This is a genomic window from Gemmatimonadota bacterium, from assembly GCA_026706345.1.
GTDB lineage: Bacteria > JAAXHH01 > JAAXHH01 > JAAXHH01 > JAAXHH01 > JAAXHH01.
Genome location: JAPOYX010000066.1, coordinates 18,405 through 45,088, shown reverse-complemented (window position 1 = coordinate 45,088; position 26,684 = coordinate 18,405). Strand labels below are relative to the sequence as shown.

Here is a 26,684-nt window from a genome sequence, read left to right as displayed (position 1 = left end):
AGCCGCGTGACTGCGTCGTCCTGCAGCCGCGTGACTGCGTCGTCCTGCAGCCGCGCGGCCCTTTAAGCCGACTATGACTGCTTTCCTCTCCTTCCTTGGCAGGCGCGTCCTCTGGGCGCTGACGAATATCGGCGACTTCGGCATGATGATGGTCGAAGTCGTCCGGAACCTGCCGAAGATCCGGACGTACTGGGGATTGATGGTCCACCAGATGTTCGAGATCGGCATACATTCCATGCCGATCGTCCTGATCATCGCCTTCTTCGCCGGCCTGGTGACCGCGGTGCAGACCGGGTACCAGTTCCAGGGATACGTGCCCGCCTACCTGGTGGGCAGCGTCGTCCTGTCTTCGGTGGTCCTCGAACTCGCGCCGGTCCTGGGCGCCCTGGTGCTGTCGGGACGGGTGGGCGCCACCATCGCGGCGGAACTCGGCACGATGCGGGTAACGGAGCAGATCGACGCCTACGAGGTGATGGCCATGAACCCCATCGTCTACCTGGCGATTCCCCGCATCATCGCGGGCATGTTCATGCTGCCGGTCCTCGTGGTCTTCGCCGACCTGATCGGCACGCTGTCCGGCATGGTCGCAGCCCTCGACCGGATGCAGGTGAGCATCCCGGACTTCGAGCGCGGCATGCGGGAGTTCTTCCGGACCAAGGACGCCTTCTTCGGGCTGTCCAAGGCCTTTTGCTTCGGGATTACGATCACCACGGTCGCCTGTTACCAGGGGTTCAAGGTGAAGCCGGGTTCGGGCGCGGAAGGCGTGGGCAAAGCGACCACCAACACGGTGGTGGTGTCGTGCATTCTGATCTTGTGCCTGGACTATATACTGGCCAGGACGATACTGTAAACCGGGGGGTGCGACGTGACGTACTCTAAAAACAGTCTACTGCCCGACGAGGCGAAACTGGGCATGGTCTTTCTCCTGGCGATCATCATATTCGTCTGGGGCCTCTTCTATCTTAAGGAATGGCGAGTAACGGGGGATACCTACCTCGTCGACGTGCGCCTGAGCAGCGATGTCGGGGTCAAATCCTCCGACCCGATCCTCGTGGGTGGCGTGCGCATCGGCAAGGTGGAGGCCGTGTCGCTCGACAACCTGACGCCCATCGTCACCCTGCGTATCGACGAGCCCTATGAGATCCCCGTGGATTCGCAGGTGGAGGTGATATCGCGCAGCGTCATGGGCGAGAAATCCATCAACATCCGCAAGGGCATCAGTTCGGAACTGATCCCGCCGGGGGGCACGATCCAGGGTACGGCCGCGCCGGGGATCTCCGATATGTTCACGCAGGTCGACTCCGTCACCCTCAACATGCGCGACCTGCTTAAAAACGCCAACATCCTCCTGGACCCCGAGCGGGACAAGTCGATCAAGAGCAGTCTGGCCGGCGTACACGACCTGACCGTCGAGTTGCAGGAGACCCTGAAACGGGAGAGCGGCCAGATCAACCGGGTCGTGGCGAACATGGATTCGCTGGTGAGCAACGTGAGGGATCTGAGCGAAACCGAGCGGTCCAAGGTGTCGAGCACCTTGGATAACCTGGAAAGTACTTCCGGCCGGTTGAGCGCCATGATGGACGAGCTGCAGAGCACCACGACAGCGCTCGACAACATCATAACCCGCCTCGACCGAGGTGAAGGTACGATCGGGAGACTGCTTCAGGATGAACGGCTGTACGAGGACGCCGTCCGCGTGGCCGGCAAAATGGACCGCCTGGTGACCAACCTGGACGAACTCGTCGTTGATTTGAGATCGAATCCCAGCCGGTACGTGACCGTCGAGATCTTCTGATTACTGAAAACAGGAGCAACAACCCCATGCCTAACGTATTGACGGAAGCGCTCGACGGCTACCTGACGGACCTGATGCCCGACAGGGACGAGGTCCTTACCGAGATGGAAGAAAAGGCGCAGGCGGAACGGATTCCCATCGTCGGCCCCCTGGTCGGCCGCGTGCTGCACCAGATGGCCGTGCTGAGCGGCGCGAAACGGGTGTTCGAAATGGGATCGGCCATCGGCTATTCGACCATCTGGCTCGCCCGGGCGGTGGGCCCTGAAGGCCGGGTGTACTACTCCGACGGCAGCGAGCAGAACGCCGCGCAGGCCCGCGCGTTCATCGAGCGCGCCGGCGTGGCGGACCGTGTCGTGATCCAGGTGGGGGACGCCTTGGATCTGCTGGAGCAGACCGGGGGCAGCTTCGACCTGATCTTCAACGACGTGGACAAGCACGACTATCCCCGCGTGTTCGACCTGGCGCTGCCGCGCATTCGATCGGGCGGCCTGCTGATCACCGACAACGTGCTCTGGAGCGGACGCGTGACCGAGCCGTCCGACGACCGCTGGACCTCGGCCATCCAAGAATACAACCGGAAGGCCTACGGCACCGGCGAAGTCTGGACGACGATCATCCCCCTGCGGGACGGCGTGGCCGTTAGCCTGAAGAGGTAGGATCCGCCGTGCGGATATCCGACAGCACGTCCGAACTGGACATCATCTCGATCGGCGAGTGCATGATCGAGATGTTCTGCGAAGGCCCCCTCGCCAGTACCGACACCTACACCCGCACCTTCGCCGGCGACACGATGAACATGCTCGTGGCGTCCTCCCGCCTCGGCGCGAGGACCGGGTACGTCACCCACGTCGGCAACGATCCCTTCCAGGATTTCCTGACCGGGGCATGGCGGTCGGAGGGGATCGACCTCACCTGCGCCACCCCGCTGGACCGGCCCAACGGACTCTACTTCATCTCCATACTGCCCGGCGGCGAACGGGAGTTCACCTACTACCGGGCGGGCAGCGCCGCAAGCTTCCTCGAACCGGCCGACATCGATCCCGATTACATCGGCGGCGCGAAGGTCGTCTATGCCAGCGGCATCACGCAGGCCATATCCAAGAGTAGCCGCGCGGCCGTGCTGGAGGCCTTTCGAATCGCCCGGGATCGGCAGGTCGCCACGGCCTTCGACACGAACCTCAGGCTGGGACTCTGGTCGTTGGAGGAAGCCCGGGACGCCCTGGACGAGATCATCCCCCACGTGGACATCCTCCTGCCCAGCGCGCCCGAGGAAAGCGAGGCGCTCTTCGGCACGGACGACGCCCGCGCGGTGATCGAGCAGGCCCGTGAGCGGGGCGTGGATATGGTTGCGGTGAAGTGCGGCGCGGAAGGCGCCGTGCTGGGACTGGACGACGGGATGTATGAAATCCCGGCCTACGTCCCCGAGCGCGTGTCCGATACCTCGGGGGCCGGGGACGTGTTCAACGGAGGGTTGCTGTACGGACTGACCCACGGCATGGGCGCCGTCGAATCCGCCCGGCTCGGCACCATCATGGCGGGCCTCAAGGTCCGCGGCCGCGGGGCGACCTACTCGATTCCGTCGCGGCAAGAAGCCTTCGGCGTGTACGACGGGTTACGTAAGGTTACGTGAGGTTACGTGAGGATTCGCGGCCGGCGCGGCGGAATTACGTCGCGTCCGCTTCGTGGTCCGGTTCGTCGTCCGCTTGCTCGTCCACTTCCTCGTCCACTTCCTCGTCCGCTACGTTGTCCGTGTCTACAGCGACGCCGTCCACTTCCTCGCCCGCTTCATCTTCAGGGGGGACGTCGTTCTCCCGCATCTCGTCGATGAGGTGATTCACCTTAGCACGCAAGGCGTCGGCCTGGCGTCCCAGTTCGTCCATTTCGTCGAGCAGCTTCTCGAATTCCACGTCGTCCGCGGAACCGTTTGCCCGCCTGTCTTTGCTTGCCATGACATGCTCCAGTCAGGGCCGGACCGTGGTATCTGGCGCCGCGGCCGTGAGTCGACACGGTAAAACTAAACGTATGAGTACCTGTTGTCAATAGAATGCGCCGAAGTACCGGGCGGGTCGGCAATCACGGATTGACGCGAACCCGCTGTGCTGTATATTGAAAACTCGTCAAATCAGGAACCCGAAAACCCGGCAGGTGGGCATGGATTCGCATCGCAGTCCGGCATCCGACTGGTACAAGACCGCCTTTCGTTACGACTACCTGCGGGTATACCCCCACCGGAACGACGCAGAGGCGCGCCGGCAGGTCGATTTCCTCCTGCATAGACTGGATGTGCCTCCGTCGTGCGAAGTGCTGGACCTGGGTTGCGGCGATGGCCGGCACAGTCTGGAGCTCGCCCGGCGCGGGTTCCGGGTAACCGGGCTCGACCTTTCCGATGAACTGCTCGAACGGGCCCGCCGCCGCACCTCGGACGAGGGGCTGGACATCACGTTCATCGAGGGCGACATGCGCGATCCGCCCGGGGAGTCCGCCTTCGATCTCGTCGTCAACTTCTTCACCAGTTTTGGCTATTTCCGGGAGGACGGCGAGAACGCCCGGGTACTCGCAGCCATCTCGCGGGTGCTGCGCCCCGGCGGACGATTCCTCATGGACTACCTGAACCGCGATTACGTGATCGCCACGCTCGTTCCGTCGGACCGCCGCACCGTGGAAGGCATGGTGGTCGAGCAAAGGCGCTGGATCACGGGGGACCCGTCGAAGGCGGGCGGACACGTGCGCATCAACAAGCAGGTGCGGATCAGGGAGGACGGCACGGAGCGAAGTTACGACGAGTCCGTGCGGATGTATGCGCTGGAAGAGCTCGAAGCCATGATGGACCGGGCCGGACTCAAGGTCACGCAGACGTACGGAGATTTCGATGGGCGTCCGGTCAGCGCCGAAGTCCCCCGCAACATCCTGGTCGGGCAGGCCAACCTATGTCCGTAATCACGCTCATAACCGACTTCGGCCACCGCGACGCCTTCGTGGGCACCATGAAGGGGGTCATCCTGGAGATCTGCCCGGAGGCCCGGATCGTGGACCTGTCCCACGGGATCGCGCCCCAGCGGATCGATGAAGGCGCCTTCGTCCTGCGCACCGCCTATGCTTACTTCCCGGAGGGCACGGTGCACGTGGCCGTCGTCGACCCGGGCGTGGGCGGCGAGCGGCGGGTCCTGATCGTTGAAACGCCCCGGTACCGTTTCGTGGGACCGGACAACGGCATTTTCGCCCACGTGTATGCGCGAGAGCCCGTTAACCGTATCGTTTCGGTGACAGAGACCCGTTTCATGCTGCCACACATCAGCAACACGTTCCACGGCCGGGACGTCTTCGCGCCCGTGGCGGCTCACCTCGCGGTGGGCACGCCCGTATCCGCTTTCGGGCCGGAGATCGAAGACTGTCACGCCGGATCGATCACCGAACCCGTGGCGCGCGAAGGCGGGATCACGGGTCGCGTATTGCATATCGACCGCTATGGCAATATAATAACGGATATCGGCGAATCCCTCTTCCTGGAGACGACCCGGGAGAAGCGGTTCCTGGTCCGGCTGGCCGACCTGGCGCTGGACCGGGTCAGCGCATCCTACGACGAAGCGGCCGGCGGCGCGGCCCTGGCGATCCTGGACAGCGCCGGACTGCTCGAGATCGCCGTGAACGGCGGCAGCGCGGCGGAAACCCTGGGTGTGTCGACCGGGGACCGCGTAGACGTGGAAGTGGAGCACTGAACGGTATCACCCGATCGCATAACCCGCAGCCCGGAGACCGGAGAACGAACATGTCCGACCTGTATCAGCCCAACGAATCCTTTCGCAACAAGGCGCACCTGAAGAGCCTGGACGAATACCGGCGGGAATACGAACGGTCCGTTGCCGACCCGGAGGCCTTCTGGGCCGAGAAGGCGGAATCGTTCCACTGGTTCAGGAAGTGGGACCGGATCCGGTCCTACAACTACGACCTGAGGAAGGGACCCGTTTCCATCAAGTGGTTCGAGGGCGGCAGGACGAATATCGTGTACAATTGCATCGACCGCCATCTCGATACGCGGGGCGACCAGACGGCCATCATCTGGGAAGGCAACGAACCGGGCGAAGACAGCCGGCTCACCTACCGGGAACTGCACGAGCAGGTCTGCAGGTTCGCCAACGTGCTGAAGGCGCGGGGCGTCGGGAATGGCGACCGGGTATCGATCTACCTCCCCATGATTCCCGAGCTGGCCGTCGCCATGCTGGCCTGCGCCCGGATCGGCGCGGTCCATTCCATCGTGTTCGGCGGATTCTCGGCCGATTCGCTTTCGGACCGCATCGTGGATTCTACCTGTAGGACGGTCATCACCACCAACGGGACCCATCGCGGGGACAAGCCGGTCTTCATGAAGCCGGTGGCGGACGAAGCCATGGCCTCGGCGGAGAAGGAGATGGGCGAGCCGGTCACCACCTGCATCGTGGTCGACCGGGTCAAGGCCGATCCCGATTTCCGGTTTCCCATGAAGGAAGGCCGGGATTTCTGGTGGCATGACCTGATGGCGGAGGCTGACGCCGAATGCCCGTGCGAGGAGATGGACGCCGAGGATCCCCTGTTCATCCTCTACACCTCCGGGTCCACCGGCAAGCCGAAGGGGGTGCAGCATACCGTCGGGGGATACATGGTCTACACCGGGGTCACCCACCGCCTGGTGTTCGACTACCACGAAGGCGACATCTACTTCTGCGGGGCGGACATCGGCTGGGTCACGGGACATTCCTACATCATCTACGGCCCCCTGGGCAACGGGGCCACGACGATCATGTTCGAGGGCATCCCGACCTACCCGGCGCCGGATCGCTGCTGGGAGATCATCGAGAAGTACGGCGTCAACCAGTTCTACACGGCCCCGACCGCCATCCGCGCGCTGGCCCGGGAGGGCGAGGAATGGCCGGCCAGGCACCCCATGCCCACGCTGCAACTCCTGGGCACAGTGGGCGAACCGATCAATCCCGAGGCCTGGCGGTGGTACCACGTGAACGTGGGCAAGGAGCGGTGCCCCATCGTGGACACGTGGTGGCAGACGGAGACCGGCGGGATCATGATCACCCCGCTGCCGGGCGCCATCCCCACCAAGCCGGGTTCGGCGACCCTGCCTTTCTTCGGCGTGAAGCCCGTGCTGCTGGACGGCGAGAGCGGCCGGGAACTGGAGGGCAACGGGATCATGGGCGTGTTGGCCATCCGGGAGCCGTGGCCCGGGCAGATGCGCACGGTGTACGGGGACCACCAGCGGTTCGAGGACACCTACTTCCAGCAGTACAAGGGGTATTACTTCACCGGAGACGGCTGCCGGCGGGACGAGGACGGCTACTACTGGATCACGGGGCGGGTGGACGACGTCATCAACGTATCCGGCCACCGGATGGGCACGGCAGAGGTGGAGAGCGCGCTGGTAGCCCACGGCTCGGTGGCCGAAGCGGCCGTGGTGGGGTTCCCTCACGAGATCAAGGGGCAGGGGATCTACGCCTATGTCACCCTCAACGTGGGCGAGGAATACACGGAAGACCTGCGCGCCGACCTGAAGAAGCAGGTGCGCTCAATCATCGGACCCATCGCGACACCCGACGTGATCCACTGGGCGCCGGCCCTGCCCAAGACGCGCTCCGGCAAGATCATGCGCCGCATCCTGCGGAAGATCGCCACCAACGAGCTGGACCAGATCGGCGATACGACGACGCTGGCGGACCCGGCCGTGGTGGACCAGTTGATCGAGAACAGGTAAACGCCGCCCGGCTGGGGCCGCCGGCGCGCAGCTTGGACCACCGGCGCTCTAGCCCGGTCCTTCGGCACGGCAGCCGCTGTTCAGCTCCGGCCCCCGCAGGCCGTGACCGTCTGACCGGTCACGAAGCTGGAATCCTCCGAAAGCAGGAACCGGATCACGGAGGCCATTTCTCCGGGGAGGGCCATGCGGCCCATGGGCGTGGAAGCGATGAGCCGGTCGATCATGCCCGGGTTGCCGGACCCGGCCAGGTCGGTATCGGTCAGGCCCGGGGCCACGCAGTTCACGCGGACGTTGTGGGGCGCGAAGGCCTCGGCACAGTGTCGCGTGAGGGAAATCACCGCCGCCTTGGTCGTGGCGTAATGGATCATGTCCTTCTTCAGGATGATGCCGGCGAGCGAAGCCACGTTGACGATGCGGCCGAATCCACGGGCGATCATCTCGTCCTTAACCGCCCAGGTCGCCAGGAACACCCCGTCCACGTTCACCTCGAACATGCGTTTCCAGTCGGCGAAGGCGAGCTCCGAGTGGGCCTGGTTCTTCGCGATCCCCGCGTTGTTGACCAGCAGGTCGACGGGTCCCAGGCGCGACCGCACCTCCGAGGCCATGCGATCCACGTCGGCTTCGGATGATACGTCGGCCTGTACGATCATGCCCTCGGCGCCAGCCTCCACCACCATGCCGAGGGCCGTTTTCGCCGCTTCCTCGTTGCGCGTGTAGTTGACCGCCACCCGGGCGCCGTGTTCCGCCAGCATGACACACGTGGAACGACCGATCCCCCGGGAACCGCCGGTTACCAGGGCGGTGCGCCCCGCGAATTCCGCGGACTGCCTGGATCGTTCGGACCGCGTCGCTTTATCAGCCATCAGCCGTACGCTCCTTTACTGTGCCTGCCCAGCATGCGCTGCAGGCGGGGCGATGCCTCGGCCCACACGTGGTCGGGCATGCGGTAGTCGATGAAGGGGTAGAGTTTCTGGGCGATGAACCGCTTGCTGTAGGTGACGCCGGCCATGAGCCGGGTGCGGTCGGACGCGTTCGGTGCCCCGCGGTGCCAGACCTGGTTGTTGAACATGTAGGCGTCGCCCTTCCGGACGAGGAAGGAGTGGGGCCCCCGGCCTTCGAATTCCGGCCGGTCCTGCTCGTGGGGCTGGCGGCCCGCGAAGTGGGTTCCCGGGACGACCTGGGTCGGGCCGTAACGGACGGCCTCCACATCGGTCAGCGGCGTGAAGATCTGCACGACGAAACAGGGCGGCGGGACTGCGGGGTCATGGCGCGGCACGCCTTCGGGCAGGGGGAAGTGGACCAGGTCGTCCAGGTGCCATCCTCCCGGACCGTCCGCGAGGGCCTTGGGATTGGGCGGCGTGTAGAGCGCGTTCTGGGACATGCAGTGGCAGTCGTCGCCGAGAATCGATTCCGCCAGGCTCGCGAAGGGCTCGCGGACGATCAGGTCGCGAAAGGCGTAGGAGTACTCGAACATGCGCATCAGGCTGGTGCCGCGGATCTGGTCCCGCGCCGGTTCGTACATGCGGGGGTCGTCCCACTTGCGCTGCATGTCCGCGCGCAGGGCCTCCACTTCCTCGTCCTCCATCAGCCTGCCGAAGGCGTAGTACCCGTCCCGCTGAAAGCAGCGGCGGATATGCCCGGTCTCGTCGTCGGTGAACCGCTCGCCTGTCCGTATGGCGCTTAGTGGCATGGTATCTCCCGTTCTAATTCCCGTGGACGCGCATCGAGGCCGAGTTCCTGTCTCACGGCCTGACCCACTTTCCGCTCACAGCCTGACCTTTGCCAGATAGATGTTGGCGGGATAGAGAAAGTGTTTCTCGCCGGTCTCCACTTCGTGCTGCGAGTAGTAGCTGAGCAACAGGGCGCCGTCCTCCTGTTGTACTACACCCACGTAGGACGTGTCGCCACCGGACGGGAGGTCGAGGACATGGACGACTCCTTCGCCCTCCAGCCGCCAGATGCTCGTGCGCCGGTCGACGATCCGTTCCCGGTCCGTGGGATCTCCCGATCCATCCTGATCGCCCGAATCACCCGGCCCTCCCGGGTCCCGCAGGTGCTGCCGGCCGATCACGTATTCCCGTCCGCCGACTTCCACGAGAAGGGGCGCCGGGATCACCTTGCCGAGGTCCTGGAGCCACCAGTCCGTGTACGGTGGCTTCGCGGTGGCCATGGTGAACCTGTTGTCGTTGCCGCCTCGGATGGCCACGCGCATGGCACCATCGGCCGCGATCCGAAAAGTGGCCTCACTCCCGTTTTTCGTGACCACAGACACCAGGTCCCAGTCCAGCCCGTCGGCGGACCGCACCAGGTGGAGTTCGCTGGGCCGGCCATGCCGGTCCCCCGGTTCGTTCCCGTAGGCGAGCCCGTAGAACCGGTCATTCGCGCGACCGACGCCCCACAACCAGTACCCCTCCCGGTAGACCGGCCTCGGTTCGGACCAGGTCTCCCCGTTCTCGCTGACCGCGCATCGGGTCTGTATTATGCGGACTCCACCATCCGGGTCATCCCACCGTCCGGTCCATGCGACGCTCCCGGCGTAGACGAACAGCCGGTCCGCGGTCGCGATCATGTGAGGATCCCGGTCGTCGCCCGTGGTGTTTATCGGCACGCCCGCTCGATGCCAGTCGACCAGGTCGTCGCTGGCGATTACCACAGCCTTGCCTTCGGGACTCACGTGGGAGAGGCCGTTGCGAAAGCAGACGTAGTACCGGCCTCGAAACAACTGGAAGTCCGTGAAGGCGTTGTGCCAGCCGTCTCCGTAGATGCGACGTACCCACTCGATTTCGACCATGGCACAAGAATCTGTTTAAGGTGAGGTTCTGGCAGAAACTGTGATCATTCGATGGCTATTATACGGAGGGGATTCGACCGTCGCAAGGAGGAACGGACCGCGTGGCGGCGCCTGTCGCCGCGCGCGGCAGGACGACTGCTCTCGCGAACACAGTTCGCCCGCCGGGAACTCGGCGATTCCGGGAAGGACGGCCACGATCGAATGCAATGGGGATACAGGAGGCTGGAGGGATACAAGGCGGCAGCCGGATTCGAACCGGCGATCGAGGATTTGCAATCCCGTGCCTTAGCCACTTGGCTATGCCGCCACGTCCGAAGGCGGGAGACGGGGCTTGAACCCGCGACCCTCACCTTGGCAAGGTGATGCTCTACCGCTGAGCTACTCCCGCTGATTGTACGCGAACCCATCAGGACGGTGCCGCGAAACTTTCCCGGAATATCGAAATCCGCCTACCGAGTGTCAAGGGTTTTTTGATCTCGACGGGCGGTTGGAACTACCCTTGAGACCTGCGCCCTGCCGGGCTCCATCGGACGGCCGCGGCCCCGCGACAGGACTTCGGTTCTTGACCCGGCCAGGCGTCCGCTATACTTTACGTACATTAACGCGCCGTGTATTACCGAATACGGTCCGTGCTTCCCGGGAGCTTGCAGGACCGCCGGGTCGAACGGTTCGTCTTCACATCCGTGTGTGACATGGACAGTACGACGCTACTGCAGGAATTCGAAGATCTGGCGGAACGGATGTCGATCAGGGTCCGATATGGCAAGCTGGATGGCGACGGCGGGCTGTGCCGATACCGCGGAAGGTATCATATCGTGATCAACAAGCGGCTCGACACGGACAGCCGGATCAACCTCCTCGGCCGCGCCTTTTCCGAGTTTCCTTTGGAAAACGTGTTCCTGATTCCCGCGGTGCGGGAAGCGATAGACCGCAACCGGAATGGGCCGGAGCACCCGCCCGGGAACTGATCCCCTGCGTAGTCCCACGCCCCTCCAACACCAGCCCTATCGATCAACAGGTCCCGGTGAATCCTCCGGGATGGACTCTCCTGTCTCGGCGGACTGTTCCCCCTGTGACGCCCGATCGGCCTGACCCGGCGGTTCTTTCGTCGCCGGCGTCTTCATCAGTCCGGTCTCTTCGGGTGCTGCACCGTCCGGCATCTCCATCATACCGGTCTCCTCGGGTGTTGCACCGTCCGGCGAGATCATCTCCGTCCTTACCCTGGGATTCGTGCCCCGGACGGTCACGACCAGGGAGCGTTCCGGGTTCTGCGACAACCGGCCCGTGCGAAAGTCGACCCGGATCTTTTCGATGCCCAGCGGCATGGGGAAAGCCGGCGGGGGTTTCGCTTCCTCGTCCGAGGTCATTTCTTCACCGGCGTCCGGTCCGACACTATCGCCGGTTCTGTCGGCCGGAAGACCGGCGGGCAGGCCGCGCGCGGAATCGGCCGCCGCCATCATCGCCTGGACTTCACCTTGTTCCTGCAGCGCCGTGGCCTGTTTCATGAAAGCCGCCCAGACGGGTATGGCGCCGGAAGCGCCGGTAATCTCCTCGTCTTCCTCGATGGACAGGAGGGGCCGGGCATCGTCGTACCCCACCCAGACGGAAGTCGCGAGATCCTTCGTAAAACCGTTGAACCATACGTCCCTGGATTCGCTCGAAGTCCCCGTCTTCCCGCCGCTCGGCGCGGTGAACCCGTATCGATAGCGTACACCGACGCCCGTGCCGCCGCTTATGACCCCACGCAGGAGGTCGAGCATCAGGTAGGCGGACTGCTCGCTGATCACGCGGCGCGATTCCGGTTCGGTTTCCTCGATCATCCTGCCCTCGGAATCTTCCACGCGGGTGATGACATAGGGCCTGTGGTAGACCCCGCCCGTGGCGAACACGGAATAGGCGGAAGCCATCTCCAGCGGCGAGACGCCGTTGGTGCCCAGCGCCAGGGAAAGTATGGGCTCCAGCGGACTGGTGATGCCCAGGCGGCGGGCGTACTCGATGACCTTCGACGGACCGACTTCGCTGACCAGTTTCGCGGAGACCACGTTGATCGAACGCATGAAGGCCCGCTTGAGGATGACGGGCCCTTCGTATTCCCGGGTGAAGTTCTGCGGTTCCCAGAGATCGCCCAGTTCGGTGGTATAGGCCACGGGCTCGTCCACGACGACCGTGTTGGCGGAATAACCCAGGTGGTCCAGCGCCGCCAGGTAGACGACGGGCTTGAAGCCGGACCCCGGTTGCCGGTTGCTTTCGACGGCCCGGTTGAATTCGCTCGCCGTGTAGTCTCGGCCCCCGGCCAGGGCGCGAACCGCTCCGGTCCGCGTGTCGACGGCGACCAGCGCCGCTTCGAGCGCCCGCTTCTTCTCTTCCGCCGTGGCCGTTTCGTAGGCCGGGTCGCCGACCAGCGAATCCACGTAGGCCATACGGGTGCTGATGGTCTCCTCGGCGAGTTCCTGCATTTCCAGGTCCATGGCGATGTACACGGTGAGTCCGCCGTTGTAGACCAGGTTGCTGCCGAATCGCCGGACCAGGAGGTCCTCGACGTAATCGAGGTAGTACGGGCCCCTGGCCGGACCGATGCTTGTCCCCTTGAGCGTGAGCTCTTCCTCCCGGGCCAGCGCGGCATCTTCCTCCGTGATATACCCGTTGTCCATCATGCGATGAAACACGGTCTCCCTGCGGCTGAGCGCCCGGTCCATGCGATAGTAGGGGTTGTAGTCGCTCGGCCGCTGGACCAGGCCGGCAAGCAGGGTGGATTCGCCCAGCGTGAGGTCGCTCGCGCGCTTGCTGAAGAACCGTTGCGCGGCCTCTTCAACGCCGTAGGCGTCGGCACCGAAATACATGTTGTTGCAGTAGGCGGAGAGGATCTCGTCCTTGCTGAATCTCGCCTCGATCTGCGTCGACGCCAAAGCTTCCCTGATCTTGCGGATCCATACCTTCTCGCGGGTAAAGAAGAGGTGGCGCGCCAGTTGCTGGGTGATCGTGCTCGCACCCTGCCCCAGGATCCGGCCTTCGAGGAGATTGGTCACGAAGGCCCGGACGATGCCGGGTTTGTCTACGCCCCGGTGGTTGAAGAAATCGGCGTCCTCCGTGGCGATGATCGCGTCACGGAACACCGGCGCAATCTCTTCCAGGTCGACCCGGCTATGTCCGCCCAGGGTATGGACCAGGCGGGGATTGCCCTCCCGGTCATGGGCGTAGATCCGGGTCATCTGTCCGAAGATGTCGTTCAGGTCGTCCGGCAGGCGGGGAATGGATGGAACGGTGAAGAAAAACAGAATGACGGCCGTCAGCACGCCGAGCAGCAACGCGCCGGAAATGCCGTACACTATCCGCCTGAAGTATCGAAAGAAATCCATCGCCCAATCCCGGTCCGTCGGAAGCGGACGGATCACAGCGCTCCCAGCGCCACGTACAGTTCCACGAACAGATCCGCGGATACCGGTATGGTGACCACGTCGATCCGGCCGTCTACCAACCGTTCGATCTGGATGATCCGCTGGTTCTCGGACACCCCTACCCGCTGCGCGGTGGCCTCGAGTTCCCGGAACCGCAGTGGATCGATGATTTCGTCCCGCATTTCCATGTCCAGGCTCCGCAACGTTTCGAAAAACATCCCGGGCCCGTACACGTGCTCCATGTCTTCGTGCATCCGTCCATCAGCCGCCGTCGCATACGCGTCGATGAGATCGAATTGTTCAACCGATATCGGCATCCGGTGGAGGATGTAGTTTTCGTCGTCCACCAGGTAGACTTCGCCCCGGCGAATCCACCCCGGCCGGATAACGACCGTGCGCGTCCAGCCTTCCACGGAATCGGGTTCGAACGGCGACGGCGCGTCGGGCCGTAAATCCACCCGGGCTGGAGACCGCGCGTCCGGACGGGCATCCGGCAGTTTGTACGACGGGTCGCCCGAAGGCGGATCGGCCGGCTCCCCGGAAGGATCGGCGGTCCCGGTAAGCCGTTCGGGAAGGTCCAGGAAGCGATCCCGGGTCATGATCAGCTTGTGTCCGCGTTCCAGCCGGACGATCTCCGACGCCGGAGCATACCGGATTTTCGATTCCGCGGGTTCGCCCTCCGTGTCCAACGCTACCTGGCTGCGCTGTTCGATTAACCGGTTCGCATGCTCCAGCGCCTGGTTGGTCTGGGTTTCCTGGTTCACGAACCGCTCCAGCCGGTCGCGGGAATCGTTTCGGGCATCCATGTAGGCGCCGACGAACCGTTCGATGACGTGCCAGCGCACTTCGACCAGGCCCACGGCAATCAGCGCGACGGTCAGCAACGCGGCGGGCACTGCGTGGATCAGATTCTTCATGACCTTTCAACATAGGCCGAAAGGCCGGCGAAGTCAAAGGAAAAGACGGTGTTACGGCCCCTGGGAGAAGCCAAAAAACTGTTGACAGGACGGGCCTTCCGCGATAGAATCCGTCGACGGTCGAAGGGGAAATCCACGCCACGGATCCTCCCTCGAATCCATCCCGTCACGGACTCCCGGGAGCAAATGGACTATACCGCTGCCACTACCATCGGCGCGCTGCGCGGCATGGGTTATCCGCAACGTACCATTAAAGACGAGATGCGGGACAACCTGATCGGCAAACTCACCCGCGGCGAGCAGGTCTTTCCCGGCATAGTCGGATATGACCAGACCGTCATTCCCGAACTGATCAACGCGATCCTGTCCCGGCACGACTTCATTCTTCTCGGGCTGCGAGGACAGGCGAAGACCCGCATCCTGAGATCGCTGGTCACGCTGCTCGACGAGTACCTGCCCGTGATCGAAGGCTGCGAGATCAACAGCTCGCCCTTCGCGCCCGTCAGCCGGCGCGCCCGGGACCTCGTGACCGAGCGCGGGGACGACACGCCCATCGAATGGATCGGCCGGTCGCGACGGTACGGCGAAAAACTCGCCACGCCCGACGTGACCATCTCCGACCTGATCGGCGACATCGATCCCATCAAGGCGGCCTCTCAGCGGCTGCACTACGCCCACGAGGGCGTAATCCACTTCGGCATCATCCCGCGGATGAACCGGGGCATCTTCGCCGTCAACGAATTGCCCGATCTCCAGCCCCGCATCCAGGTCGGCCTGCTGAACATCATGGAAGAGAAGGACATCCAGATCCGGGGGTTTCCCGTCCGGATTCCCCTGGACGTGATGATCGTCTTCTCGGCGAACCCGGAGGACTACACCAACCGGGGCGCCATCATCACCCCGCTCAAGGACCGGATCGACTCGCAGATCCTCACCCACTATCCGGTCAACCGCACGTACGCCCTGGCCATCACCGACCAGGAGGCCTGGACCGACCGGCCCGGCGGCGTCCGCATCGACATGCCGTCCTTCATACGCGAAACGGTGGAAGAGATCGCCTTCCAGGCCCGTGGCAGCGAATTCATCGACCAGACTTCCGGCGTGAGCACGCGCATGACCATCGCCGCCATGGAAAACCTGGTCAGCCAGGTCGAAAAGCGAAGCATATTGCAGAAGCGCCGGTCCGTCGTTCCCCGCATGTGTGATCTTTCCGCGGTGATACCGGCGATGACGGGCAAGCTCGAACTCGTGTACGAGGGCGAGCAGGAAGGCGAGGTAAAGGTGGCCGAGGCGCTGATCGGGCGGGCCGTGAAAGAAGTCTTCGGAAACTACTTTCCCGCGGTTTACGGCGAGGATGACGAACGCGGCGCGTACTACCGGGAAGTCCTCGACTGGTTCGAGGAGGGAAAAACAGTCGAGATTTCGGACACCATGGACGACAAATCCTATTACAGCGCGTTGAACGGTGTCGGCGGGTTGCGGAAACTGGCCGGCGAGCATATCCGAACGGAAAGCCGGGCCGAACTCGCCGTCGCCATGGAATTCCTGCTCGAGGGTCTGCACCAGCATTCTCGGATCAGCAAGAACGTCGCAGACGGCCGGCGTTCTTACAGCGACATGATGGGCAGTCTGTTCGATCGTTGACGGGATTTTGGGCCAGGTAATTCTATTGACAAATTCCGTCTCGCGCCTTATTTTTTTCTGTTTGTCCGGTAGGTGGAAAGGCCATGCGGAATCAGGCGGACCAGCCTGGAACTGACACAGTACTGCCCAGGAGCAAGTCATTGAAAAACGTCAGGATCACACTTCCCGACGGCGGTCAGATCGAAATGGAGCAGGGTTCGACGGTCATGGACGCTGTGGCGCGCATCGGTCCCGGCCTGGGCAGGGCGGCGCTCGCGGCCAAGATCGACGGCGCCCAGGTCGACCTGGACCACCGGCTGGACGGAGACGCCTCCCTGGAAGTGCTGACCTTCAGCAATCCCGAGGGCCGCGAGGTGTACTGGCACAGCAGTACGCACCTGATGGCCCAGGCCACCAAGGAGCTGTTCCCCGAAGCGCGGCTGACCATCGGTCCGCCGATCGAAGAGGGATTCTATTACGACTTCGACATGCCGGCGCCGTTCACGGCAGATGATCTCGAGCGCATCGAGGGCCGCATGGTCGAGCTGTCCCGGGCGGACATGCCGATCCGGCGCCGCGAACTCTCCCGGGAGGATGCCCGCGCCCTGTTCACCGAGCGGGGCGAGTCCTACAAGGTCGAGATGATCGACGACCTCGCCGCGGACGAGGTGATCAGCATCTACGAGCAGGGGGATTTCATCGACCTCTGCCGGGGCCCGCACATCCCGTCGACCGGAAAGATCAAGGCTTTCAAGCTGCTCAGCGTCGCGGCCGCCTACTGGCACGGCGACGAGAACAACCAGAGCCTCCAGCGGATATACGGCGTTTCCTATCCCCGCCAGAGCGACCTGGAGGAGTACCTGGAACGGCGCGCCGAGGCGGAGCGGCGGGACCACCGCAAGCTGGGCCGGCAGCTCGGGCTGTTCATGTTTCATCCCTACGCGCCGGCGTCGCCCTTCTTCTTCCCGAAAGGCGCCCAGATCTACAACGCCCTGACCGACTACGTGCGCGATCTATATAGAAAGCACGGTTACGACGAAGTCATCACCCCGCTGATATACGAAGCCGGGCTGTGGAAGACCTCGGGACATTACGAGCATTTCTGGGACGAGATGTTCACCATCGACGCCGACGAACGGGAATTTGCGCCCAAGCCGATGAACTGTCCCAGCCACTGCCTCATGTACGCGGCGGGCCACCATTCCTACCGCGACCTGCCCATCCGCTACGCCGATTTCGCCCGGCTGCACCGGCACGAACGTTCCGGGGTGACGGCCGGCCTGATGCGGGTGCGCTCCTTTTCGCAGGACGACGCTCACATCTTCTGCCGTCCCGACCAGATCCGGGACGAAGTCGACGATTTCATCAAGATGCTGGCGGACGCCTATACCACGCTCGGGTTCGAGGACACCGTCATCCACCTGTCCACGCGGTCGGCCAAGCGCGCCGGTTCCGACGAGCTCTGGGACCGGGCGGAGGAGACCCTGGCCCGCGTGCTGGACAGCCTGGGAGTCGATTACGAGGTGGCGCCCGGCGAAGCGGCCTTCTACGGACCGAAAGTGGATTTCTTCGTGAAGGACGCCCTGCAGCGCCCCTGGCAACTGGGTACGTGCCAGCTCGATTTCAACATGCCGGAGCTCTTCGACCTGGAATACATCACCGAATCCGGCAAGCCCGCCCGGCCCGTCATGATCCACCGCGCCATACTCGGAAGCCTGGAACGGTTCCTCGGCGTGTACATCGAGCACTGCGCCGGCGCGTTCCCGACCTGGCTGGCGCCGGTCCAGGTGGTCGTGATCGGCATTTCGGAACACCAGACCGAGTATGTCCGCGGGGTGGAGCGCAGGCTGGCCGACGCCGGTTTCCGGGTCGAGACGGACGTGAGAAACGAGAAAGTCGGGTACAAGATCCGCGAGGCGGAGACGAAGAAGATCCCCTTCATGGCCATTGCCGGCGCCCGCGAGATGGAGGCGGGCGACGTATCGGTCCGCCGGCGCGGCGAGGGTGACCAGGGGAACATGACAGTGGACGCCCTGATCGGCACGATGGAAGAAGAAATCGCTCGGACGGTCCGGGCGGCGAAGTGAATCCAGGTTACGAGGATTCGGGAGGAAAACTATTCAAAAGAGAACCGTCAGAGTCAACGGAATGATCCGCGTGCCCCAGGTACGGGTGATAAGCGCGGAAGGCGAGCAGGTCGGCATCATGGATACCAAGGAGGCCCTGCAACTTGCGACGGGCGCCGATCTGGACCTCGTGGAAGTATCGCCCGACGCCCGCCCGCCCGTATGCAAAATCATGGACTTTGGCAAGTACAAGTACGAGCAGAGCAAGCGGGTAAAGGAATCGCGCAAGAAGCAGCACGTGACGCAGTTGAAGGAAATCCGCTTCAAGACGCCCAAGATCAGCGAACACGACCTCGAGTACCGGGCCAACCAGGCCCGCGATTTTCTGCAGCACGGTAACAAGGTCAAGGTGTCCGTGCGGTTCTGGGGCCGGGAAATGACCCACGTGGAGCTGGGTCAGCAGAAGCTGGAACACATGGCGGAAATGCTGGAGGACGTGAGCACCATTGAACAGCGGCCCAGGCTGGAAGGACGCAGCATGTCGCTGGTCCTCATGCCCAGGTAAGGCAAGTACGGCAAATACCAGGAGTTGATCATGCCGAAAATGAAGACGTTGAAAGCGGCGGCGAAACGTTTCAAGCGGGTCGCTTCCGGCAAGTTCAAACGCAGCCATTCCCATGCGACCCACAATAAGTTGTCCAAGAACGGCAAGCGCACGAGAAGCCTTCGCGGTACCGCCATGGCGAGCAAGGCCGACACGCCGCGCCTCAGGCGGATGATGCCGAACTAGACGGCGAAGGACGCCGAACCAGAGAAGGAACGAACCATGCCACGTGCAACCAACGCCGCCGCCTCGCACAGGCGGCGCAAGAAAATCATCAAGCTTGCCCGGGGATACTGGGGGCGACGCAACCGGCTCTACCGGACGGCCCGCGAAGCCGTCAACCGGGGCTGGGCGTACGCGTACCGCGACAGGCGCCGGCGCAAGCGTGATTTCCGCCGCCTGTGGATCACCCGAATCAATGCGGCGGCAAGGCTCAACGGCCTGACGTACGGCCAGCTCATTCACGGCATGAAGCTGGCCCATATCGAAATCGACCGGAAAGTCCTTGCCGAACTCGCCGTCAACGATCCTCCCGCCTTTGCCGAAGTAGCGGACGCGGCAAAAGCGCAGTTTTCCTGACCATCTATGGGACAGGAAGCGGAAGCCATCGAAGCCCGGGCGCTGGATGAAATCGCCCGCGCCGCCGACCCGTCGGACCTGGAAGACATCCGCATCAGGTACATGGGCAAGAACGGCGAGTTGACCCGGATCCTGCGGTCCGTGGGCAAGGCGGCCCCTGAAGACCGCCCCCGGATCGGCCAGCGGGTCAACCAGGCCAAGAAAGCCGTCAGCGAAGCGCTGGAGGCCCGCAAGGCGGCGTGCGGCACGGGACGGGAATCCACGGCGGGCTCCCTGGACGTCACCCTTCCGGGGCGCCGCCCGCCCCGGGGAAGCAAGCACCCCCTGACCCTGATCCGGGAAGAGGTCAGCGAGATCTTCCAGGAAATGGGCTTCTCGGTGGTGGACGGTCCCGAGGTGGAATGGGACTACTACAACTTCGAAGCATTGAACATCCCGCAGGACCACCCGGCCCGCGATATGCAGGACACCTTCTACCTGGGCCGCGACATCGTGCTCCGGACCCATACCTCCCCGGTGCAGGTCCGCGTCATGGAGCAGCAGCAGCCCCCGGTGCGCGTGATCGTGCCGGGACGCACCTACCGCCACGAGAATCCCGACGCCACCCACGCCTTCACCTTTCATCAGTGCGAGGGGCTGTACGTGGACAAGGGGGTCACGATGGCGCAACTCAAGGGCGACATGACCCATTTCGCCCGGCGGCTTTTCGGCGAACGGGTGAAGGTGCGTTTCATCCCCGATTTCTTTCCCTTTACCGAGCCCAGCGTACAGTATGACTTCTCCTGCATCGCGTGTGGCGGCGACGGCTGCAGGATCTGCAAGAACACGGGATGGCTCGAGATATCGGGCGCGGGCATGGTCGACCCGGCCGTGTTCGGTTTCGTGGACTACGATCCGGAAGTGTACACCGGCTACGCCTTCGGCATGGGGCTGGACCGCCTCGCCATGTTCAAGTACGGGATCGACAGCATCCACATGTTCCTCGAAAACGACCTGCGTCTGCTCGAGCGGCCTTAAGGGCCGTCCGTCCGGTAAGGAGCCAAGCGTCCCATGGTGATCAAAGTCCCCCTTTCGTGGCTGCGCGCGTACTGCGACATCCCCTGGTCCGTCGAGGAACTGGTGGAACGGCTGATCATGACGGGCCTGGAAGTCGATGCCGTCGAGACGGTCGGTAGCGACTTCGAGGGGTTTGTCACCGGGCACGTGGCGCGCGTGGAACGCCATCCCAACGCCGACAGGCTTTCCCTTTGCTCCGTGGACGTGGGAACGGAGACCCTCCAGATCATATGCGGGGCGCCGAACGTGGCCGCCGGCCAGAAGGTGCCGGTGGCGCCGATCGGGACGTCGCTGCCCGGCGGCATGAAGATCAAGAAAGCAAAGATCCGGGGAGTGGAATCCTTCGGGATGGTCTGCTCCGAGGCCGAGCTGAACCTGTCCGACGACCACGACGGCATCATGGTGCTCGATGAAGCGATCGAGCCCGGCCTGCCCTTGAAAGACGTTCTGGGCGAACCGGAGACCGTACTGAGCATCGACGTAGGCACCAACCGTCCCGATTGCCTGTCCCTCGTGGGCATAGCGAGGGAAATCACGGCTCTGTCGGGCGGCGAACTGCGTATGCCGTCCACCAGTGTCGACGAATCGGGCCCCACCGCCGAATCTCTCGCCAACGTCCGTGTCGACGCACCCGAAGACTGTCCCCGGTTCGTAGGCCGCGTGATCGCCGGTGTCCGGATCGGGCCTTCCCCGGACTGGCTGAAAAGACGGGTCGAAGCCGCCGGCATCCGGTCCATCAGCAATGTCGTCGACGTGACGAACTACGTGATGCTTGAAATGGGTCAGCCGCTGCACGCCTACGACCTGGACCGGTTGGCGGGCCAGGGCATCATCGTCCGGCGCGCCGTGGCGCAGGAACCGTTCACCACGCTTGACGGGGTGGAACGGACGCTCGGCCACGAGGTATTGATGATCGCCGATCACGAACGGGGTATCGGCGTCGGCGGCGTCATGGGCGGACTGAACACGGAGATCACGGCCGACACCGGCCGGGTGTTCCTGGAAGGCGCCTGCTTCGACGCGGTTCGGGTGCGCCGGGGTTCGAAGGCGCTGCAGCTGCAGACGGACGCGTCCCGGCGATTCGAGCGCGGCATGGATCCGGAACTGCAGGGAGCGGCCGTAAGCAGGGCCGCGGGGTTGATCGCCGAGGTATCCGGCGGCGCCGTGGCAACGGGCATGATTGACGTCCGGACCCCGGCTGAACCCGAACCGGTGATCCGGCTGCGCACGAGCAGCGTAAACGGACTGCTCGGAACCGCCCTGGACCGGGACGAAATCGCCTCGTTTCTGCGTAAACTCCGCTTCGACGTGCAGCCTATGCGGACCGCCGAAGCGGATCTCGAGGTCAGGGTGCCTTCCTTCAGGAGGGATGTAACCCGCGAAGTGGATTTGACCGAGGAGGTCGCACGGCTCTACGGATACGACCGGATCGAGCCGGTTCCCTCCGTGCCTCGTCATGACGAGACGGCGGAAGCGCGAAAGCGGGTGGAGGAGCGCCGCGCCCAGCAGGATGTCCGGCGGCGCCTGCGCGACACCATGGCCGGCTTCGGCTTCACCGAGGTGGTCACCCACAGTTTGGTGCACCCGGACCGGAACGAGCTCATAGATCCTTCCCGGTCCAGCGTCCTGATCGACAACCCCCTGAGTCCCGAGCTTTCCGCCATGCGCACGAGCCTCGCGGCCTCCATGTTGAGCGTGCTTCGCTGGAACGCCAACCGCAAGGTGCGGGACATCCGGATATTCGAGGTCGGCCGCGTGTTCTGGCCGAAATCCGACGGCCTTCCAGATGAGCCCGAACACCTTTGCATCGCCGTTACGGGACAGCGTCACGACCCGCACTGGGACGGGCCGCCGGGGGCCTTCGACTTCTTCGATTTGAAGGGGCTGGCGGAAGCGTTGCCCGGGCGGTTAGGACTTGACAGGGTCGAAACCGTCCCGTATGATAATGACGACCCGCTATTCGACGCGGACCGGACCGGCGAACTGCTCGCGGACGGGGTGCGGATCGGCCGTTTCGGCGCGGTATCGCACGGGATCCTCGACCGGTACGACATCCGGGAGCCCGTCTGGATGGGGGTGATTGACTGCGGAGTCCTGTTTGGCGGCGCGTCTGAACGAAGGACCTATCATTCGGCCCCCAAGTACCCCGCGGTGGAAAGAGATCTGGCTATAGTCGTGCCCGACGAGGTTTCGCACCGGGACATACTGGAAGAAATCCGCGCGTGTAGTGGCGACCTGCTGGAAGCCGTCGAACTGTTCGACGTATATCGTGGAGAGCAGATAGCCGCCAACCGAAAGAGCATGGCATACGCCATGCGATTCCGGTCCGGTGAACGGACGCTGACGGACGCCGAAGTCACGCGGCTCCAGGACAAGGTGCTGCGCCGGCTGGTAAACCGGTACCGGGCGGAACTTCGCTCCTAGCGTCGTCGGGGCGCGCAGGAACCACTCCAGCGGAGGGATCATGCAAGAGCAATCCATAGAGTTGTTGTTGGGCCGAATAGAAACGATGATTGACCTGATTCAGCGACTGAAGGACGAGAACGCCGGCCTGCGCAGCCAGAATCAGAACCTGGAGTCACAGGTCCAGGAACTGCAGCGCGTCCAGGAGCAGTCGGTTACCACGAAAGAAGAGCTGGAACAGGAAAATCAGGAGTTGCGCGTCAAGCAGGACGACATCAAGGCACGCATAGACACCATGCTGTCGCGTCTCGACGTCATCGAGTAAGATCTGTCCCCAGCTCAATCGACCCGGAAGACTCGTTCGTATCGCGTACGATCAGGCATCGGCTGCTTACGGGGATGAACACATGATGGATGACGAAAAAGTCACCGTTCGCGTCAACATCTGCGGGACCGAGTATCCCATACAGGCGGAGGAGGAAGCCGAGTACATACAGCGGATCGCGGCCTACGTCGACGAACGCATGCGCGAGGTGCCCGTCAGTGTGACCATGCAGTCCCTCACCAGCGTGGCGGTCCTTACGGCGATCAGGATTGCCGACGAGTTGCACAAGGAACGTGAAAAAAAGCAGGAGCAGGTCGTATCGGAGTCCATGCACGACGAGCGGATCGCGGATCTGATCCGGCGCATGGACGAATTGCTGGAAAGCGCGATTCCTGAACAGGATGACGAGAAAGAAAACCATGACCGGTCTTGTTGAGGAACGGACCATGTCCGGATTAAATATCATATTTGAAGAAGGTGGCTGCCACTATGCTTGTGACGATCAGTCTCTACGCCGGCACCGCCCTGATCATGTTTCTCTTCGGATGGTACATTCGAAAGCGTGTCGAAAAACGTAAGACCGACAGTATGGAGCGCTTGGCAGAGAGCATCCTTGCAGAGGCGGTGGAAGAAGCTGATACGATAAAAAACACGGCCAGGATCGAAATGGAGGAGGAATCGTATCAGGCCAAGGCGAAATTCGAGCGAGAGAGTAACCAGGCCCGCCAGGAATACAACAGGGCCGAGAAACGCATCGCGATCAGGGAACAGAATGTAGAGCGCAAGGCCGACTACGTGGCCAAGCAGGAAAGGGGCATTCAGAAGCAGCTCCAGTCGCTGCAGGAGCGGGACGAGAAACTGACGGAAGAAGAAGAGCGGCTGGAACAGCTGGTCAAGCGGCAGACCGAACAACTCGAGCAGTCCGCCGGCATGTCGACGGAAGAAGCGAGGCGGTCGCTGCTCAGCAACATCGACGCGCGGATACGCGCCGAAGCCGGCCAACAGGCCCGCAGCATCATCGAAGAAGCCCGCCAGAACGCCGAGATCGAAGCCCGGGAAATCATCACGCACGCGATGCAGAAGTACACGCTGGATCACGTGACGGAAACGACGACATCGGTCATATCGCTGCCCGACAATGAAATGAAAGGACGCATCATCGGGCGCGACGGACGCAACATCCAGGCGTTCGAAATGTCTACGGGGATCGATGTCATCGTCGACGACACGCCCAATGCCGTCGTCCTCTCCGGGTTCAATCCCATGCGCCGGGAAATCGCGAAGCTCTCCATGGAGAAGTTGATCCAGGACGGGCGGATACATCCCGGATTCATCGAGCAGGTGGTCTCCAAGACCCAGGAAGAAATCAACGATCTGATCCAGGATACGGGCGACCAGATCCTCTTCGACCTGGGTGTTACCGGCGTCCGCCCCGAGCTGGCCATCCTGCTCGGACAGTTGAAATACCGTATGACGGGCGGGCAGAACGCGCTGCATCACAGCCGCGAGGTGGCCGAACTGGCAGGTCTTATGGCGCAGGAACTGGAGTTGGATGTGACCCTGGCCAGGCGCTGCGGACTGCTCCACGATATCGGCAAGGCCGTGGAGGGCGGCCCGGAAGGCGCCCATGGCGCGTTGGGAAGATCGGTCGCCGAAAAGTACGGCGAGCCGCCCGAAGTACTGGAATGTATAGGCGTTACCCACGAAAACCTGGATGAGGCCAGCCCCATGGCCGTGGTGGTCAGGACCGCCGACGTCCTCTCCGTGTCCAGGCCCGGCGCGCTCAGAGAGCCGCTGGAGAAATTCGTACGCCGGCTCCGGGAGATCGAAAAGCTGGTGAGTTCCTTCGAAGGCGTATCCGGGGCCTTCGTGATGAAGGCGGGCAAAGAAGTGCGGGTCATGATCGATCACGAAGAAGTCGACGACCTCCGGGCCGTACAGCTCGCCACGGAAATCGCCCGGAAGATCCAGGTCAGGATGGAGTACTCGGGTCAGATCAAGGTGACCGTAATCCGGCAGACCCGCGCGGTCGAATTCGCCAGGTAGCGGCGTTGCCGATAGAGGCAGGGGAGGAAGACCAGGCGTGGGGACCGATGCCGATACCCGTATCCTTACCGTTACCGAACTGACCGCGGGGGTCAAGACGCTGCTCGAAGAAGCGTTCCCCTATGTGTCGGTGTCCGGCGAAATCTCCAACTACAAACGGCACTCGTCCGGCCATGCCTACTTCTCCCTGAAAGATGACCGCAGCCAGTTGCGTTGCGTCATGTGGCGATCGGCCAACCGGAAACTGACTTTCGAGCCCGAAGACGGCATGGAGGTCCTGGCACGGGGTGTCCTTTCCGTCTACGAAGTACAGGGGCAGTACCAGCTGGTCGCCCAGCAGCTGACGCCAGTTGGCGCAGGCGCGCTCCAGGCGGCCTTCGAACGCCTGAAAGCACGGCTCGAGGAAGAGGGCCTCTTCCGGGAGGAGCACAAAAAAGCGCTGCCGTCCTTCCCGGAGCGCGTGGGGGTGGTCACCTCGGGCTCCGGCGCGGCGATACGGGACATCATACAGGTGCTGCGCCGGCGCGCGCCATGGGTCTCGATCATCCTGCGGGCGGCGCCTGTGCAGGGCGAAGGCGCCGCGGCCGAAATCGCCGCCGCCATCGAAGAGATGAACGACTACGGCGAAGTGGACGTGCTGATCGTCGGTCGGGGAGGCGGATCGGCAGAGGACCTGTGGGCATTCAATGAAGAGGCGGTGGTCCGGGCCGTTTTCAAGTCCCGCATTCCGGTAGTCTCAGCCGTGGGGCACGAAACGGACTTTACCCTGACCGATTTCGCCGCCGACCACCGGGCCCCCACGCCGTCGGGCGCGGCCGAAATCGTCGTTCGCGACCTGCGGGAACTGAAGGACCGGTCCGATAGCGTATTGAGGCGGCTCTGCGGAGGCATGGCGGCCTACATGGACCTGCACCGCCAGCGCGTCGCCGCGCTGGTCTCCAGTTACGGACTCAGGAGACCGGTGGACCAGATCGGACAGTACGCCCAGTTCACCGATGAGCTGACCCGCCGTCTGGCCGACAGATGCTTCCACGATCACGAAACACGCGGCCAGACGGTCAGCGGACTGGCCGGCCGGCTCCAGGCGCTCAGCCCCCTCTCGGTCCTGGAGCGTGGATACGCGGTCTGCCACCGGGCGTCCGACGGCGGCGTCGTCCGCAGCGCGGATGAACTCAGCGTGGACGACCGGGTGAACATCCGGCTGCGCAAAGGCGAGGCGTTCTGCCGCGTCGAACACATTCGCGGCAGGGCGGAACCAATCGCGGCCGCGCCGCGCAGGAAACGGCGCGGGGAGGCGGCAGAGTCCTTCAGTCTCTTCGACGAATCAGATTCCCCGGAACATACCTAACC

Annotated in this window: 25 protein-coding genes and 2 tRNA genes; 19 read left to right on the top strand and 8 right to left on the bottom strand. The window is 63.5% G+C overall.

The features are described from left to right. Positions 1-73: 73 nt before the first annotated feature. The 4 genes from OXG98_05755 to OXG98_05740 are packed head-to-tail and all read left to right on the top strand — an operon-like array spanning position 74 to position 3,425. On the top strand, positions 74-850 hold the full coding sequence (locus OXG98_05755) for an ABC transporter permease (protein ID MCY3771506.1): 777 nt from the start codon (positions 74-76) through the stop codon (positions 848-850). 15 nt (positions 851-865) lie between these two features. Beyond that, positions 866-1,795 (top strand): MlaD family protein, encoded by a 930-nt coding sequence (locus tag OXG98_05750; protein MCY3771505.1) that lies wholly within the window; start codon positions 866-868, stop codon positions 1,793-1,795. 26 nt (positions 1,796-1,821) lie between these two features. Next, positions 1,822-2,451 carry an O-methyltransferase gene (locus tag OXG98_05745; GenBank protein MCY3771504.1) on the top strand — a complete coding sequence of 210 codons (630 nt, stop codon included), beginning with the start codon at positions 1,822-1,824 and terminating at the stop codon, positions 2,449-2,451. 8 nt (positions 2,452-2,459) lie between these two features. Next, positions 2,460-3,425, top strand: coding sequence for a sugar kinase (locus tag OXG98_05740; protein MCY3771503.1), 966 nt, complete (start codon positions 2,460-2,462; stop codon positions 3,423-3,425). 34 nt (positions 3,426-3,459) lie between these two features. Here OXG98_05740 and OXG98_05735 read toward each other — a convergent pair whose 3' ends face one another. Continuing rightward, the gene (locus tag OXG98_05735) at positions 3,460-3,744 is read right to left on the bottom strand and encodes a hypothetical protein (protein MCY3771502.1); all 285 of its coding nucleotides are present in this window, start codon (positions 3,742-3,744) and stop codon (positions 3,460-3,462) included. A gap of 202 nt (positions 3,745-3,946) precedes the next feature. Here OXG98_05735 and OXG98_05730 point away from each other — a divergent pair, with 202 nt between their 5' ends. Genes OXG98_05730 through acs form a run of 3 tightly spaced genes read left to right on the top strand, consistent with a single transcriptional unit; the run spans position 3,947 to position 7,529 of the window. Further along, complete coding sequence (locus tag OXG98_05730; GenBank protein ID MCY3771501.1) at positions 3,947-4,732, top strand: class I SAM-dependent methyltransferase; 786 nt, start codon at positions 3,947-3,949, stop codon at positions 4,730-4,732. After that, positions 4,723-5,511, top strand: coding sequence for an SAM-dependent chlorinase/fluorinase (locus OXG98_05725; GenBank protein ID MCY3771500.1), 789 nt, complete (start codon positions 4,723-4,725; stop codon positions 5,509-5,511). The genes OXG98_05730 and OXG98_05725 overlap by 10 nt, the downstream gene beginning before the upstream one ends. 50 nt (positions 5,512-5,561) lie before the next feature. Beyond that, positions 5,562-7,529 (top strand): acetate--CoA ligase, encoded by a 1,968-nt coding sequence (gene acs, locus OXG98_05720; protein MCY3771499.1) that lies wholly within the window; start codon positions 5,562-5,564, stop codon positions 7,527-7,529. 80 nt (positions 7,530-7,609) lie between these two features. Here the strand turns inward: acs and OXG98_05715 are convergent, their stop codons facing one another. From OXG98_05715 to OXG98_05695, 5 genes are all read right to left on the bottom strand, one after another. Then, a complete protein-coding gene (locus tag OXG98_05715) occupies positions 7,610-8,392 on the bottom strand; it encodes a glucose 1-dehydrogenase (GenBank protein MCY3771498.1) in 783 nt (260 codons plus the stop codon). Then, on the bottom strand, positions 8,392-9,219 hold the full coding sequence (locus tag OXG98_05710; protein ID MCY3771497.1) for a phytanoyl-CoA dioxygenase family protein: 828 nt from the start codon (positions 9,217-9,219) through the stop codon (positions 8,392-8,394). The genes OXG98_05715 and OXG98_05710 overlap by 1 nt, the downstream gene beginning before the upstream one ends. A 75-nt stretch (positions 9,220-9,294) precedes the next feature. Then, positions 9,295-10,320 (bottom strand): hypothetical protein, encoded by a 1,026-nt coding sequence (locus tag OXG98_05705; GenBank protein MCY3771496.1) that lies wholly within the window; start codon positions 10,318-10,320, stop codon positions 9,295-9,297. A 235-nt stretch (positions 10,321-10,555) separates the two neighbouring features. Further along, a tRNA-Cys gene (locus OXG98_05700) sits at positions 10,556-10,627 on the bottom strand. Between the two features lie 9 nt (positions 10,628-10,636). Continuing rightward, positions 10,637-10,708 (bottom strand) — tRNA-Gly (locus tag OXG98_05695). A gap of 241 nt (positions 10,709-10,949) precedes the next feature. On the opposite strand from OXG98_05695, the gene OXG98_05690 reads away from it, so the two are divergent. Beyond that, positions 10,950-11,288 carry a hypothetical protein gene (locus OXG98_05690; protein ID MCY3771495.1) on the top strand — a complete coding sequence of 113 codons (339 nt, stop codon included), beginning with the start codon at positions 10,950-10,952 and terminating at the stop codon, positions 11,286-11,288. A gap of 36 nt (positions 11,289-11,324) precedes the next feature. Here OXG98_05690 and OXG98_05685 read toward each other — a convergent pair whose 3' ends face one another. Continuing rightward, entirely contained in the window at positions 11,325-13,676 is a 2,352-nt protein-coding gene (locus OXG98_05685; GenBank protein ID MCY3771494.1) for a PBP1A family penicillin-binding protein, read from the bottom strand. Positions 13,677-13,708: 32 nt separating this feature from the next. Next, positions 13,709-14,632 carry a hypothetical protein gene (locus OXG98_05680; protein ID MCY3771493.1) on the bottom strand — a complete coding sequence of 308 codons (924 nt, stop codon included), beginning with the start codon at positions 14,630-14,632 and terminating at the stop codon, positions 13,709-13,711. 186 nt (positions 14,633-14,818) lie between these two features. On the opposite strand from OXG98_05680, the gene OXG98_05675 reads away from it, so the two are divergent. The 11 genes from OXG98_05675 to xseA all read left to right on the top strand — a co-directional run bounded on the left by OXG98_05675 (position 14,819) and on the right by xseA (position 26,682). Further along, the gene (locus OXG98_05675) at positions 14,819-16,276 is read left to right on the top strand and encodes a magnesium chelatase (protein ID MCY3771492.1); all 1,458 of its coding nucleotides are present in this window, start codon (positions 14,819-14,821) and stop codon (positions 16,274-16,276) included. 140 nt (positions 16,277-16,416) lie between these two features. Next, positions 16,417-18,342 carry a threonine--tRNA ligase gene (gene thrS / locus OXG98_05670; protein MCY3771491.1) on the top strand — a complete coding sequence of 642 codons (1,926 nt, stop codon included), beginning with the start codon at positions 16,417-16,419 and terminating at the stop codon, positions 18,340-18,342. Positions 18,343-18,373: 31 nt separating this feature from the next. Then, entirely contained in the window at positions 18,374-18,886 is a 513-nt protein-coding gene (gene infC / locus OXG98_05665) for a translation initiation factor IF-3 (protein ID MCY3771490.1), read from the top strand. Positions 18,887-18,916: 30 nt separating this feature from the next. Beyond that, a complete protein-coding gene (gene rpmI, locus OXG98_05660; protein MCY3771489.1) occupies positions 18,917-19,111 on the top strand; it encodes a 50S ribosomal protein L35 in 195 nt (64 codons plus the stop codon). Positions 19,112-19,147: 36 nt separating this feature from the next. Next, positions 19,148-19,504 (top strand): 50S ribosomal protein L20, encoded by a 357-nt coding sequence (rplT, locus tag OXG98_05655; GenBank protein MCY3771488.1) that lies wholly within the window; start codon positions 19,148-19,150, stop codon positions 19,502-19,504. 6 nt (positions 19,505-19,510) lie between these two features. Continuing rightward, complete coding sequence (gene pheS, locus OXG98_05650) at positions 19,511-20,521, top strand: phenylalanine--tRNA ligase subunit alpha (protein MCY3771487.1); 1,011 nt, start codon at positions 19,511-19,513, stop codon at positions 20,519-20,521. 33 nt (positions 20,522-20,554) lie between these two features. Then, positions 20,555-22,984 carry a phenylalanine--tRNA ligase subunit beta gene (gene pheT / locus OXG98_05645; protein MCY3771486.1) on the top strand — a complete coding sequence of 810 codons (2,430 nt, stop codon included), beginning with the start codon at positions 20,555-20,557 and terminating at the stop codon, positions 22,982-22,984. A gap of 40 nt (positions 22,985-23,024) precedes the next feature. Beyond that, positions 23,025-23,288, top strand: coding sequence for a cell division protein ZapB (gene zapB, locus OXG98_05640; GenBank protein ID MCY3771485.1), 264 nt, complete (start codon positions 23,025-23,027; stop codon positions 23,286-23,288). 82 nt (positions 23,289-23,370) lie between these two features. Then, complete coding sequence (locus OXG98_05635) at positions 23,371-23,724, top strand: cell division protein ZapA (protein MCY3771484.1); 354 nt, start codon at positions 23,371-23,373, stop codon at positions 23,722-23,724. A gap of 53 nt (positions 23,725-23,777) precedes the next feature. Next, positions 23,778-25,334: a ribonuclease Y gene (rny, locus tag OXG98_05630; GenBank protein MCY3771483.1), complete on the top strand. Its 1,557-nt coding sequence runs from the start codon at positions 23,778-23,780 to the stop codon at positions 25,332-25,334. 37 nt (positions 25,335-25,371) lie between these two features. Further along, entirely contained in the window at positions 25,372-26,682 is a 1,311-nt protein-coding gene (xseA, locus tag OXG98_05625; protein MCY3771482.1) for an exodeoxyribonuclease VII large subunit, read from the top strand. The last annotated feature ends 2 nt before the right edge of the window (positions 26,683-26,684 follow it).